The organism is Bradyrhizobium sp. CCBAU 51753 (assembly GCF_015291565.1).
Taxonomy (GTDB): domain Bacteria; phylum Pseudomonadota; class Alphaproteobacteria; order Rhizobiales; family Xanthobacteraceae; genus Bradyrhizobium; species Bradyrhizobium ivorense.
Genome location: NZ_CP030037.1, coordinates 8,367,575 through 8,380,589, shown reverse-complemented (window position 1 = coordinate 8,380,589; position 13,015 = coordinate 8,367,575). Strand labels below are relative to the sequence as shown.

Annotated in this window: 13 protein-coding genes; 8 read left to right on the top strand and 5 right to left on the bottom strand. The window is 62.9% G+C overall.

Going from position 1 to position 13,015, the window contains the following annotated elements; translation table 11 throughout:
• Positions 1 to 11: 11 nt before the first annotated feature.
• Positions 12 to 1,046, bottom strand: coding sequence for an ABC transporter ATP-binding protein (locus tag XH93_RS38545; RefSeq protein ID WP_194475504.1), 1,035 nt, complete (start codon positions 1,044 to 1,046; stop codon positions 12 to 14).
• A gap of 301 nt (positions 1,047 to 1,347) precedes the next feature.
• Between XH93_RS38545 and XH93_RS38540 the strand changes: the two genes are divergently transcribed.
• Complete coding sequence (locus tag XH93_RS38540) at positions 1,348 to 2,484, top strand: ring-opening amidohydrolase (protein ID WP_194471446.1); 1,137 nt, start codon at positions 1,348 to 1,350, stop codon at positions 2,482 to 2,484.
• Between the two features lie 69 nt (positions 2,485 to 2,553).
• Here XH93_RS38540 and upp (XH93_RS38535) read toward each other — a convergent pair whose 3' ends face one another.
• Positions 2,554 to 3,189 carry a uracil phosphoribosyltransferase gene (upp, locus tag XH93_RS38535; RefSeq protein WP_139486695.1) on the bottom strand — a complete coding sequence of 212 codons (636 nt, stop codon included), beginning with the start codon at positions 3,187 to 3,189 and terminating at the stop codon, positions 2,554 to 2,556.
• Positions 3,190 to 3,455: 266 nt separating this feature from the next.
• Here upp (XH93_RS38535) and XH93_RS38530 point away from each other — a divergent pair, with 266 nt between their 5' ends.
• From XH93_RS38530 to upp (XH93_RS38520), 3 genes are read left to right on the top strand one after another with little or no spacing between them, the layout of a single operon-like run.
• A complete protein-coding gene (locus tag XH93_RS38530) occupies positions 3,456 to 4,703 on the top strand; it encodes a GTP cyclohydrolase II (RefSeq protein WP_194475503.1) in 1,248 nt (415 codons plus the stop codon).
• An 8-nt stretch (positions 4,704 to 4,711) separates the two neighbouring features.
• On the top strand, positions 4,712 to 5,956 hold the full coding sequence (locus XH93_RS38525) for a URC4/urg3 family protein (RefSeq protein WP_371814868.1): 1,245 nt from the start codon (positions 4,712 to 4,714) through the stop codon (positions 5,954 to 5,956).
• 14 nt (positions 5,957 to 5,970) lie between these two features.
• Positions 5,971 to 6,600 carry a uracil phosphoribosyltransferase gene (gene upp, locus XH93_RS38520; protein WP_092124203.1) on the top strand — a complete coding sequence of 210 codons (630 nt, stop codon included), beginning with the start codon at positions 5,971 to 5,973 and terminating at the stop codon, positions 6,598 to 6,600.
• Positions 6,601 to 6,634: 34 nt separating this feature from the next.
• Here upp (XH93_RS38520) and XH93_RS38515 read toward each other — a convergent pair whose 3' ends face one another.
• Together XH93_RS38515 and XH93_RS38510 are read right to left on the bottom strand one after the other, a co-directional pair.
• Positions 6,635 to 7,132 carry a dCMP deaminase family protein gene (locus XH93_RS38515; protein WP_229173885.1) on the bottom strand — a complete coding sequence of 166 codons (498 nt, stop codon included), beginning with the start codon at positions 7,130 to 7,132 and terminating at the stop codon, positions 6,635 to 6,637.
• 135 nt (positions 7,133 to 7,267) lie between these two features.
• The gene (locus XH93_RS38510) at positions 7,268 to 8,182 is read right to left on the bottom strand and encodes a LysR family transcriptional regulator (RefSeq protein ID WP_139857880.1); all 915 of its coding nucleotides are present in this window, start codon (positions 8,180 to 8,182) and stop codon (positions 7,268 to 7,270) included.
• Between the two features lie 183 nt (positions 8,183 to 8,365).
• On the opposite strand from XH93_RS38510, the gene XH93_RS38505 reads away from it, so the two are divergent.
• From XH93_RS38505 to XH93_RS38495, 3 genes are read left to right on the top strand one after another with little or no spacing between them, the layout of a single operon-like run.
• Positions 8,366 to 9,331 (top strand): N-carbamoyl-D-amino-acid hydrolase, encoded by a 966-nt coding sequence (locus XH93_RS38505; RefSeq protein WP_246799763.1) that lies wholly within the window; start codon positions 8,366 to 8,368, stop codon positions 9,329 to 9,331.
• On the top strand, positions 9,328 to 9,687 hold the full coding sequence (locus tag XH93_RS38500; RefSeq protein WP_194471445.1) for an amidohydrolase family protein: 360 nt from the start codon (positions 9,328 to 9,330) through the stop codon (positions 9,685 to 9,687). The genes XH93_RS38505 and XH93_RS38500 overlap by 4 nt, the downstream gene beginning before the upstream one ends.
• Positions 9,688 to 9,739: 52 nt before the next feature.
• A complete protein-coding gene (locus XH93_RS38495; RefSeq protein ID WP_194471444.1) occupies positions 9,740 to 10,672 on the top strand; it encodes an N-carbamoyl-D-amino-acid hydrolase in 933 nt (310 codons plus the stop codon).
• 49 nt (positions 10,673 to 10,721) lie between these two features.
• Here XH93_RS38495 and XH93_RS38490 read toward each other — a convergent pair whose 3' ends face one another.
• Positions 10,722 to 11,384 (bottom strand): aspartate/glutamate racemase family protein, encoded by a 663-nt coding sequence (locus tag XH93_RS38490; RefSeq protein WP_194471443.1) that lies wholly within the window; start codon positions 11,382 to 11,384, stop codon positions 10,722 to 10,724.
• Positions 11,385 to 11,539: 155 nt separating this feature from the next.
• Between XH93_RS38490 and hydA the strand changes: the two genes are divergently transcribed.
• Positions 11,540 to 13,009: a dihydropyrimidinase gene (gene hydA / locus XH93_RS38485; protein ID WP_194471442.1), complete on the top strand. Its 1,470-nt coding sequence runs from the start codon at positions 11,540 to 11,542 to the stop codon at positions 13,007 to 13,009.
• The last annotated feature ends 6 nt before the right edge of the window (positions 13,010 to 13,015 follow it).

The window sequence follows — 13,015 nt, the reverse complement described above, 5'->3', positions numbered from 1 at the left end:
TTCCTCTGATATCACGCCGCCTTTTCAGGCGAGCGCGCGGTTACTGAACTGGTGGTCGTGAGCAGGTGCGCATGCGTCGCGTCCCATGTGGCGAGAACGCGCTCACCGACGGCGTAGTTGGCTGCATCGAACTGGGTTTCCGTGATCTGGGCCGAGATCTCGGATCCATCCTCGATGGCGACGACGACGCGGACATAGGTTCCCTGGTATTCGACCTCGCTGATGGTGCCTGCAATCGATGGACCGCCGATCGCTTCGTTCGGCCGTTTCAGCATCAGCCGGTCAACCCGAACGGCGAAGGTCTCGGGGCCCACGGCAATGACGTTGTGGCCACCGATGAATCTCGCCGTGAACTCGGTTCGCGGGTGGTTGAAGATGTCGCGCGGCGAACCCTGCTGCTCGATCCGGCCGCCATTCATCAGAACCACGATATCGGCGAGCGCCATCGCCTCGTCCTGGCCATGCGTCACATGGATGAAGGTCAGCCCGAGCTCGCGCTGCAGCTTCTTCAATTCTGCCCGCATCCGCAGCCGCAGGAACGGATCGAGCGCCGAAAGCGGCTCGTCCAGCAGCAGGATCTGGGGTGAGGTGATCAGCGCGCGCGCGAGCGCGACGCGCTGCTGCTGGCCTCCGGAAAGCTGGGCCGGCAGCCTCGCTGCATAGGGCTGCATATCGACGAGCTCCAGCAACTTGTTGGCTTCGGCATGGCGTGCAGCCTTGGCGACGCCTTTCATTTTCAAGGCGAACGCCACGTTATCGATGACGGAGAGATGCGGGAACAGCGCGTAAGACTGGAACATCATCGCCGTGCTTCGATCGGCGGGGGGCAGGTTAGTCACATTCTTCGGACCGACCAGGATGTCGCCCGAAGTCGCCGATTCATGGCCGGCCACCATGCGCAGCGTGGATGTCTTGCCGCAGCCGGACGGCCCGAGCAGGCAACAATAGGACCCGGCGGGAATCTTGAGGTTGATGGCGTCAACGGCGGTGACGCTGCCGTACATCTTCGTCAATTGCACCAGTTCGAGCGCCGCCGTTGTCGTCATCCAGCACCATTCCGCATCGTTGACCGAGGATCCAGGGCGACCTCGTCGCCCTGGGGACGTCATCCGCAATTGGATGCAACAGATGTGCCAAAAATTGCGACAGCTGAGACAAAAAGTGGGCAATCCCGCCGTTCGACGAGGTCGACTGCGCCGTTCCGGGCAAAATGGCAGTTGGGTTGTCCCCGTTGCCAGCTTGCTCAGCCTTACCGCTGAACGGAAGTGATCAGGCCGTGTTAAAAAGTGTCCCACCGCCAGGGCGATCTGATGCAATCAAAGTCTGTCCGCGCCCGGAGAGGAGAACATGCGCACAAAATCGGTCAATGTCGTTCGCATTTCCACCAAAGGGCCCGGTGACGTCTCCGGTCTGCTGAGCCTGATCCAGCAAGGCAAAATCGATCCAGGATCGATCGTCGCGATATTGGGCAAGACCGAAGGCAATGGTGGCGTCAACGATTTCACGCGAGAATATGCCGTTTCAGCGCTCAGTGCTGCCCTGGCGCCCTATGTCGATCTGCCACCGCCGCGCGTTGAGCAACGGATCGCGTTCGTGATGTCGGGTGGTACCGAGGGTGTGCTCAGTCCGCATATCACCGTCTTCACGCGTGACGATGTCGCCAATCGCGGGTCCGAAGACATTTCCGAGAAGCGTCTTAGCATCGGGATGGCACACACCCGGGATTTTCTGCCCGAGGAGATCGGGCGCGGTGTGCAGATCAGTGAGACGGCAAGGGCGGTGGCCGCCGCCATGGCCCAAGCTGCGATAGCCGATCCGCAGGACGTTCATTTTGTACAGATCAAGTGCCCGCTTCTGACGAGCGACCGCATCGAGGCAGCGATGGCGCGGGGCAACGAGGCCGTGACCAACAGCGCATACGGCTCGATGGCGTATTCGCGTGGCGCATCGGCATTGGGCGTAGCGGTCGCGCTTGGCGAGATTGAAGGCACGATCGAGGACAAAGACGTTCTTCGGCGGTTCGATCTGTTCTCGTCGGTTGCGTCCACGTCGGCAGGTATCGAGCTCATGCATAATGTGGTCATTGTGCTCGGAAACTCGGCGTCGTCAGCCGCTCCATTCACGATCGGACACGCCGTGATGCGCGACGCAATCGATGCCGCGGCTGTGATCGATGCCTTGAAGAGCGTGGGACTGTACGGCGAACAGGGCTCCAAGACGCCGACGGCAGCCCGCGAGCTCGTCAACATCTTCGCCAAGGCGGAAGCCTCACCAAGCGGGAGCATCCGCGGATTTCGTCACATCATGCTCGAAGACACCGACATCAGCTCGACCCGGCACGCCCGCGCTGCCGTCGGCGGATTGATCGGGGGCTTGTCGGGGACCGGCGCCGTCTATGTTTCCGGCGGAGCTGAACATCAGGGGCCGTCGGGCGGCGGGCCCGTCGCCGTGATCGCCCGGCTGCTGGACGATCGATCCGACTGAGGATTCTCTTGCCGCTACGGAGATCAACTTCGCCCTATGGTCGCTTCAGCACGAAGGCGATTCCCACGCTTACCTGGTGCCGAACATCCTGTCTCCGGCATCGCCCAGGCCCGGCACGATATAGCCGTGATCATTCAGTCTCTCGTCGATAGCAGCAGTCCAGATCGGCACGTCGGGACACTCATCCTGAAACCGGGCAATCCCCTCGGGGGCCGCGAGCAGGCAAACGAACCTGATATCCCGGGCACCTCGCGATTTGAGCAGGCTGACTGCGGCGCAGGCTGAATTTCCTGTCGCCAGCATTGGGTCCAGCAGGATCACGATGCGTTCCAAGACATCCTGCGGCGCCTTGAAGAAATACTCCACGGCTTGAAGCGTTTCCGGATCGCGGTAAAGCCCGATATGCGCAACGCGCGCTGACGGAACGAGCGCCAGCATTCCGTCGAGGAAGCCGACACCCGCCCGCAAGATCGGAGCGAGCGTCAGCTTCTTGCCGGCGATCTTTGGCGCCTTCATTGCAGCGACCGGCGTCTCGATGTCGACCATCTCCAAAGGCAGGTCGCGGGTGACCTCGTAGCAGAGCAGCATCCCGATCTCGTTCAGCAGCTCGCGAAACCCCTTGGTAGAGCGATCCTTGTCGCGCATCAGCGAGAGCTTGTGCTGGACCAGGGGATGGTTGACGAGGTTCACGCTTTGCTTGGTCATGAGATCGCCTCTTCCGGGGTGGCACGTGCGATGCTGCAAGGAGCATGCCCCATGCCGCGACCGCCACTTCGTTCACCGGCGCGCAAATAGGGGGCCGGCACGGCTCCACGGGTCATGATCGCGTCGTAAACCCTACGGTTAATGCCCCCACGACCGTTCGAAACGGCCGTTGTGTTCAGCCGCAATTCGGCCATACTGAAGAATCCTTCGATTGCCGGCAACCGGGCTTGTCCGCCCGGCCGGCCGTCGACATCTCGTGGTGTGTGATGACTCGTTCTAATCGAACTGATCATATTCGGATTACGTCGCATCCGGCGCCGGGTGCGAAGGTCGAATTCCCGATTCATTGGGGAGCGGCGACGGCACGTGAACGCGGGCCGGTGATCGGGACGGTTTCGCGCCCCCAGCAGCGCAATGTCATCGGCACCCATAGCGGCTCCTATTCGATCTATCGCGCGCTGGCGGTCTCGTCGGGCGCGCTCGATCCGATCCGGCGGCCGGACCTGACCAACACGCAGCCTGCCGCCACGATCGGGCCATTCCCGGAATGGACGGATCCGAACCGGATCGTCTCGCTCGATCCGTGGGGACACCTGGCTGCAGAGGCGTTCTCGAAAGAGATCGCCGAGGGCGTCGATATCCGTCCGAGCATCGCGGTCACCCGCGCCCGCCTCGATTTGCCCGAATTGCAGGCCGCGATATCGGCCGGCCGGCTCAAGCGCGACGGCGCCGTTGTTCACGAGGGGGGAAGCGTCTCCGTCGTCAAGATCGCGATCGATCCGGTCTGGTATCTCCCGGGAATTGCCGCGCGCTTCGCCACGACGGAAAACAATCTGCGCCGACAGCTGTTCGAGCAGACGGCCGGCATGTTTCCGGAACTGGTGACACGGCCCGACCTCCATGTGTTCCTGCCGCCGATCGGCGGTACCACGGCCTATCTGTTCGGCGATGTCGCCAAACTGCCGGACCATCGCACCAGCATCACCTGCCGCGTGCATGACGAGTGCAACGGCTCCGACGTGTTCGGCTCGGACATCTGCACATGCCGCCCATATCTGCTGCACGGCATCGAGGAGTGCGTGCGCGCCGGGCAGACCGGCGGGCTCGGCATCATCATCTACAACCGCAAGGAAGGCCGCGCCCTCGGCGAGGTCACCAAATTCCTGGTTTACAATGCGCGCAAACGGCAGGAAGGTGGCGATGCCGCCGCGCAGTATTTTGAGCGCACCGAATGCGTCGCAGGCGTACAGGATGCGCGATTCCAGCAGCTGATGCCTGATGTCGTGCACTGGCTCGGACTGAAACGCATCGACCGCTTCGTCTCCATGAGCGACATGAAGTATGACGCGCTGGTGAGTCAGGGCATCGACATCGTCGAACGCGTACCGCTCCCCGACGATCTGGTGCCGGCGGACGCCCAGGTCGAAATCGTTGCGAAGAAGGCTGCCGGCTACTACTCGCCGGAGGAACCCACCCAGCGCGACTTCGTCGGCCGGTCGCTCGATAAATATTGAGCGCGGCCATGTCCTCCGTGATGTCCGAGACGGCGGCGGCCTTGTCATTGCTCAATGCCGCGGCGGTGCGGGAGCGCGCGCACCGGCTGCTTGCCATCGGCCTTGAAGACCAACTCCCGAACTTCCGCGTCCACCTCGACCGCATGGATTCGACGGCCGAACTGGTGGTGCAGACCACGCGAGCGGCGTATCCCTCGCTGGCGGTGCCGTTTCATTCGCGCTGGCGGCATTTCTCCATCAATGGCGTCGATCGCTGGGCGGCCCTGGCCAACCAGGTCGAATGGCCGGATCGCGCGGCACGGGCTCGTGCCGAATTCGATCTGGCGATGGTCAGCGTGTTTCTGGACGCCGGTGCCGGGCCGTCATGGCGGTACTGCGACCCGGTGACCGGATCGGCCATTGGCCGTTCGGAGGGATTGGGACTGGCCAGCCTTGCGATGTTCGCCGCGGGCGCGTTCTCGTCGGATCCGCGACGGCCGCTTCGAGCCGATGCCGACGCGGTGGCGAATTTATCCGTGACAGACCTCGCGCGCGGCATGCAGGTGTCCGATGCCAATCCGCTGGTCGGCATCGAAGGCCGGGTGAATTTGTTGCGCAGCCTTGGTCGGCTGGTGGCCTCCAAACCGGCAGTCTTCGGACGCTTCGATACGCCGCGGCCCGGCGGGCTGTTCGACCACCTGGCATCGCTGGCCGACGATCGCAGGCTCCCGGCCGCCACGATATTGTCGGAACTGCTCAGGGAGTTCGGGCCGATCTGGCCGTCGCGGCTGAAGCTCGGCGGCATCGCACTCGGTGATTGCTGGAAGCATCCGATGCTGACGACGGGGGATGCGACCAGCCATCTGATGCCGTTGCACAAGCTCTCGCAATGGCTCGCATACTCGCTGATCGAGCCGCTGCAGAATGCCGGCATTGCCGTGACCGACATCGACGGGCTGACCGGCCTTGCCGAGTATCGCAACGGCGGTCTCTTCGTCGACAATGGCGTGCTGACATTCCGCGACGATGGTGCAGCGCTCAGGGAGCATGACGTCGCTTCACCGCTTGTCGTGGAGTGGCGGGGGCTGACGGTGGCATTGCTCGACTGCGTCGCGGATCATGTGCGCCGGCGCCTCGGGCTCGACGCAGCCGCTCTGCCGCTGGCGAAAATCCTCGAAGGTGGAACCTGGGCCGCGGGCCGACGGCTGGCGCGTCAACGCCGCGCCGACGCGTCGCCTCCAATCAAGGTTATCAGCGACGGCACGGTATTTTAGGGCGGAGACTCGGCATGGAAGGCGTCACGATCGTTAGCCATCCGCTGGTGCAGCACAAGCTGACACTGTTGCGCAAGAAGGACACCTCGACCAAGTCGTTTCGCGAACTCCTCAAGGAGATCGGGATGCTGCTATGTTACGAGGTGACCCGCGATCTGCCGCTGGCCGATGTCGATATCGAGACGCCGCTGGCGAAAATGAAATCGCCGGAGATCTCGGGCAAAAAGCTCGTGTTTGCGCCGGTGCTGCGTGCCGGCGTGACGTTTGCGGAGGGCATGCTCGACCTCGTGCCGACTGCGCGCGTCGCCCATATCGGCCTTTATCGCGAACCCGAGACATTCGTGGCCGTGGAGTATTTCTTCAAAGCCCCGAGCGATCTGCACGAGAGATTAGTGATCGTGATTTCCCCGGTGCTGGCGACAGCCAATCTGTCTGTCGCGGCGGTGGATCGGCTCAAGGAGCGCGGCGCCAATGAAGTCCGGCTGGTCAGTCTGATCGCCGCTCCCGAAGGGGTCGAGCGCATGCGCGGCATCCACCCGGATGTTCCGATCTGGCTCGCGGCGATCGACGAAGGGTTGGACGAAAACGCGTTCATCCTGCCGGGCCTCGGCGATGCCGGTGACCGTGCCTACGGTACGCGATAGTCGAGTCTGGCGAGCTGATCGGAAGGCTGCGCGATCAATCGTCTTCTTCGGATACATCCGGAAGCTCTGCGAGCCTTGGTATGAACCGTACCACGACGTTTGCTTCCTTCAGCATCGTGGCGGCGATCGCAAAATCCTGAGCCCAATTCGAATTGGGTTGGTCAGGTTCATAACCAACCACCTCCGATATGCCCGATTGAATAATCGCCTTCGTGCATTCCACGCAGGGAAACCAGGGCACGTAGATCGTGCAGCCCTTGAGCGCTATCCCAATGCGTGCCGCATTGAAAATAGCATTCTGCTCGGCATGGCAGCTCCAGATGTATTTTGCGCCCGTGATGCGGGAGTGTCGCTCGTCCACCGCATCGTTGACCCCGCGAGGCAAGCCGTTATACCCAGTCGAGCGTATTTCGTTGTCGGGTCCGACCACGACGGCGCCCACGCGGCGTCCCTTTTCAATGCTCCAACACGCCAGATGATGCGCCAGAAGCATGAACCGCTCATCCCATTTTCTATCTCGCAATTCGTCCAACCTCGTTATCGTGTACCCAGCATCAAATAGGTGCGAAAAGCAGTCAATAGCCGGATTTCCAGGGCGCCTTCAAGCGAAGTGGCGGCCGCTTCGCTTGAAGAAAATGCGTCAAACAAAGCGCAGGAGCCTCCGGCATCATGCCGAACTTGCGTACGGGCTGGTCGGACCGAGAACACGGCTTGCCTTTCGCACTTCGTCCAGGAACGCCTTGGCCAGGCGCGACAGAGGTTCTGCCTCCGACCAAAGCATGTGGGCTACGGCCGGTGTTCTGGGCGTGAAGGGCCTGACAACGAGGTCGTGGCTGCCGCCCTGGCGCGGCGAGAATGGATCGACGACGGCAGCGCCGACGCCGGCGGCCGCGAGCACACAGGCCGTGTTGCAGTATCGCACCTCCACCGTCGGCTGAAACGGCGCACCGGCCCGGGCAAAGCTCTCGCGTACGGCTTCGCCCAGTCGCGTTCCGCGCTCCAGCCCGATGAAGGGCAGGCCGACAAGGTCGGGGGCGGATATGACGGGATGTTCAGCCAGTGGATGCTTCGGCGGCAGGACACAGACCATTTCGCCGGTGTGGACCACCTCATGCGCGATGCCGGGATGATGCGACAGGCCGAGCACGAAGCCCAGTTCGGCGACCCGGCTCGTCACGCCTTCGATGATTCCTTCATAGCGACGCACGTCAAAGAAGACCCGCGTCTGCCGCCGCTGTTGCAGGAAGTCCGAAAGCGCGGGAGGAATGATGCTATAGGCCAAGGGGGGCGTCGCCACGATCGACAACAGCCCCGAACGACTTTCCCGCAAATCGCGCACGCGGTTTTCAAGCTTGGCGTGAAGCGCAAAGATCGCTTCGCTCTCCTTGTAAAGCGCCATCGCCTCTGATGTCGGGAATAGCCGGTTGTTGACACGTTCGAACAGGGCAAAGCCGGCCTGCGCTTCCATTGCCTTGAGCGCATTGCTGATCGCCGGTTGAGACAGCGCCAGCTCGTCCGCCGCCGCGACCGTGGTCCGGTGCCGGATGACCGCTCGCAAAATCTCCAACTGGCGAAGGTTCATATAACTGCCGGTTATTGTCTTGCCCGAAATATCATAGCACGGGTGATTGCAATTAGCAGGCCGTTTTCACGTAATGGGCGGCGCGGCGGAATGCTGGTGGAGCGGAGCATCGCCTCGTGCATTGGCAATCCGCACAGTTTGGAGGCAATATTGGTCCGTATACTTCGCGCCGCTGCCGCCCAGATGGGGCCGACGCAAAAGGCGGATTCGCGAGAGCATACGCTTGGCCGGATGCTGGAGCTTCTGGAGACGGCCGCCGCCCGCGGCGCGAGCCTGGTCGTGTTTCCCGAACTCGCCTTCACGACGTTTTTCCCGCGATGGTACCTCGAAGGCGATGCGCTGGATCAGTATTTCGAGCGCAGCATGCCCAATCCGGCCGTGCAGCGCCTGTTCGATCGCGCTCGTGCGCTCCGCGTCGGATTTTATATCGGTTACGCCGAACAGACTGCCGACCGCCAACGCTACAACTGCTCGATACTGGTTGATCGCGACGGCGCGATCCTCGGCCGCTATCGCAAGGTGCACCTCCCGGGTTCGGTCGAGCCGCGTGCCGGCGCACGCTTCCAGCAGCTTGAAAAGCGCTATTTCTCGTATGGCGACCTGGGATTTCCCGCCTTTCGCGCAGGACCGGATTGGTGTCACGCGATCATGGGCATGATGATCTGCAACGATCGCCGCTGGCCCGAATCCTGGCGCGTCCTTGGCTTGCAGGGGGTTGAACTGGTTTGCGTCGGCTACAATTCGGCAGCCTATGACCCCAATGGCGGCGTCACGGAAGATGCCGCGCTGCGCACCTTTCATTCAACGCTGGTGACGCAGGCCAACGCCTACATGAACACGACCTGGGCGATCGCCGTCGCCAAGGCGGGCGACGAGGACGGCTCCGGACTGATCGGCGGCTCCTGCATCGTCGATCCGAACGGCCGCATCGTCGCCGAAGCGGCGACGTTGGGAGATGAGGTCGTCGTCGCCGACCTTGATCTCGACCTCTGCCGGCAGGGCAAGGACAAGATGTTCAACTTTGCCGCCCATCGGCGGCCCGAGCAGTACGCCGTCATCACCGAGCGTGCCGGTGTTGTCGAGCCGGCCGGGCTCGATGCGGTGGCAACGAATCTTCGAAACCAGGAGGCCGAGCGCCGATCCCGATGAGTAGCTCCGTCAGTGCCGACGTGGCGATTGCGCCCGATCTGATCGAAGTGGTGACCGCAACCACCGCTGCGCTGATCAGGCGGCCGGACCTCGGAGCGATCGCGCCGGGGGCGACCGCCGACCTCACCGTGGTCGACCTGACGCATCCGCATCTGCAGCCGCCGTTCGATCCGCGTCGCGGCCTGATCGCGTTGGCGAACCGCGCCAATATCGACCAGGTCGTCGTTGATGGACGCGTGCTGATCGATGCCGGCCGCTATGTCGCCGGCGACGAGGCGACAATCATTTCGGCCGGGACCGCGGCGCTCGGCAGGATCTGGGATCTGCCGGAAGCGCAGGCGGCCTTCGATGGATGACGGATCGACAATGCTCCAACGCAACACCAGGTAAGGCAATCGGGGAAAACTCATGCGTGTCATCAATGTTGCCGCTGCCCAGATGGGACCGATCCAGAAGGCAGACAGCCGCGAGGCGGTCGTCGGGCGCATGGTCGCGCTGATGGATCAAGCCAAGGCTCGGGGCGCCGATCTGATCGTCTATCCGGAGCTGGCTCTCACTACGTTCTTTCCGCGCTGGTACATGACGGACCAATCCGAAGTCGACCGCTGGTTTGAGCGCGAGATGCCCAATGCGGCGACCAGGCTGCTGTTCGAGCGCGCGGCAAAGCACCAGATCGCGATGAACTTCGGCTACGCCGAGTTGACGCCGGACGGCCACCATTTCAACACCAGCATCCTGACCGACAAATCCGCCCGCATCGTCGGCAAGTACCGCAAGGTTCATCTGCCCGGTCATTCGGAATTCGAGACCGAACGCGCATTCCAGCATCTTGAGAAACGCTACTTCGAACCGGGGGATCTTGGCTTCAATGTCTGGCGTGCGCTTGGCGGCATCCTTGGCATGGCGATCTGCAACGACCGGCGCTGGCCGGAGACCTACCGCGTGATGGGCCTGCAAGGCGTCGAGATGGTGATGATCGGCTACAACACGCCCTCGGTGAACGCCGAGAAGAGCGAGGAGGGGCCGGCGAAGCGGTTGTTCCACAACCGGCTCTCGGTGCAGGCCGGTGCCTACCAGAACTCGACATGGGTCGTGTGCGTCGCCAAGGCCGGCGTCGAGGATGGTCATCCTCTGATCGGCGGCACCCTGATCGTCAATCCCGACGGCGAGATTGTGGCCGAAGCCGGCACCGAAGAGGACGAATTGCTGGTTCACCCCTGCGATCTGGACGCCACCGCTTTCGGCAAGGACACGATCTTCAACTTCGCGCAGCATCGTCGCATCGAGCATTACGGCCTGATCACCAGCCGTACCGGCGCACAACCGCCTCCGGAAAACTGATGTCCGAAACCCGGACGCCGTGGCTCGCACGTGTCAAGAACGATTGGAATCAGTGATGGGCGAACTGCACAGTGCCCAACGCCATCGTCACGGCGGCCTGTGTCGGATCGATCACGGGAATCCCGAGGGCCTGTTCCAGCGCTCGGCGGTGGCGCGCCATGCCGGCGCAGCCCATCACGATGGCGCCGGCGCCATCTTCGTCCTTCAGAGCGCGACCGACCTCGATCATCCTCGCCAGCGTTCCTTCGCCCGATGCGGTCTCCGCCACGCTCATGTTGAGCGGTCGTTCCCCCGACAGGCGATCCATCAGGCCCATCTGCCGGAGATAGCGCATATGACGGTGGATCGAGCGCTGCGCGATCGCGATGACGCCGAACGAATCGGCGCGCGCCAGCGCCGTCAGCACGCCGCACTCGGCGATGCCGAAGACGGGGCGGTCGGTTGCTTCACGGCAGACATGCAGACCAGGATCGCTGTAGCAGGCAATGACGAAGGCCGCCGAGCTGTTGTCGCTCTCCACCAGCCGGCGCAGCGGCATCGTGACACTGTCGGCATCGGCCTGGCTCTCGATTCCGTAAGGACCTTCGGCCAGCGTCGTGCAGATGATTTCGGGACCGCCCTCAAAGCCAAGCGGCTTCAAGGCGTCCTCGAGGCCCTGGGTGACGCGTTGGTTGGAATTGGGATTGATCACGAGGATGCGTGGCCGGGACATCGTGGTTTCCTGCGGAATGATGCTTCGCGCGGCAATGTGAGGCAGCGCCATGGCGAGATTACAGCAGAGGCAATCGACGTGCCATCAGCGATGCGCGGCCCGCGCGATCTGTGCGTTCTTCGAAGGGCGTAAGAGCCAGGATCCGGGAGTTTGTGATGACTGAATTCACGTATGATCTCGTCATTCGCGGCGGACGCGTCGCGACTGCGAGCGATGTGTTCGAGGCCGATGTCGCGATTTCCGGTGAAACGATTGCTGCGATCGGTCACCGGCTGGCGGGCGGGCGGCGCGAGATCGACGCGCGCGGCAAGCTGGTTCTGCCGGGCGGTGTCGACAGCCACGCCCACATCGAGCAGCTTTCGGCCGCGGGCATCGTCAACGCCGACACGTTCGAGAGCGCGACCGTCTCGGCGGCCTTCGGGGGCACCACCACCGTGATCCCGTTCGCGGCCCAGCACGTTGGCATGAAGCTGCCCCAGGTGCTCGAGGAGTATCACGCGCTCGCCAGAAAGGGCGCCGTCATCGATTATGCCTTTCACATGATCATTGCCGATCCGACCAGGGAGACGCTGGAAACGGATTTGCCTCGTCTGATCAGGCAGGGGCATGGTTCGATCAAGATCTTCATGACCTACGACCGGCTGAAGATCGAGGATGAACCGCTGCTGGATATCCTGCTGGCGGCGCGTGAGGGCGGCGCGATGTTGTGCGCTCATGCCGAGAATCACGGGATTATCTCCTGGATGGTGAAACGGCTGCTCGCGCGCGGCTACACTGATCCGAAATACCACGCCATCAGCCATGCGCGCGTCTCTGAAGCGGAGGCGTTCAATCGCCTGATCGGCATGGCGGCCCTGATCGACCAGCCGATCATGATCTTTCACGTGTCGACGGCGGAAGGCGCCAGGGTGATCCGCGATGCGCGCGGCCGAGGGCTGAAAGTATTCGCGGAAACCTGCCCGCAATATCTCTTTCTTACCGCCGACGATCTCGACAGGCCAGGCGTGGAAGGCGCGAAGTGGATGTGCAGCCCTCCACCGCGTCGCGCGGCTGATCAAGAGGCGTTGTGGCAGGCGCTCGCGCTCGGAGATTTGCAGACGGTTTCGTCCGACCACGCACCGTATCGGTTCGACGAAACCGGCAAGCTGCGCGCCGGCCCCAATCCCAACTTCAAGCAGATCGCGAACGGCTTGCCGGGACTGGAAGTGCGTTTGCCATTGCTGTTCGACGCGATGGTCTCCCAAGGCCGCCTGGGGCTTGAAAAATTCGTCGAATTGACCGCGACTGCACCGGCCAAGATCTACAATCTGCATCCGCGGAAGGGCTCGATTGCAGTCGGGGCCGATGCGGATATCGGGATCTGGGATCCGCAGCGTGAGGTCACGCTGAGCGACGCCATGATGCATGATCTCGCCGGCTACACGCCCTTCGCCGGCCGCAAGCTGCGCGGCTGGCCGGTCATCGTGCTTTCGCGCGGGCGCGTGATCGTGTCCGACGGCAAGCGTTCGGTCGAAGCGGGCTCCGGCCGTTTCCTTGCGCGTGGCGGCGGCGAGGCAGCGAAGCCAACCGGACGGCTGGTGCCGGACATGGATCCGGAACTGAATTTCGGTGCAAGGCTTCTGTAAAGGCTT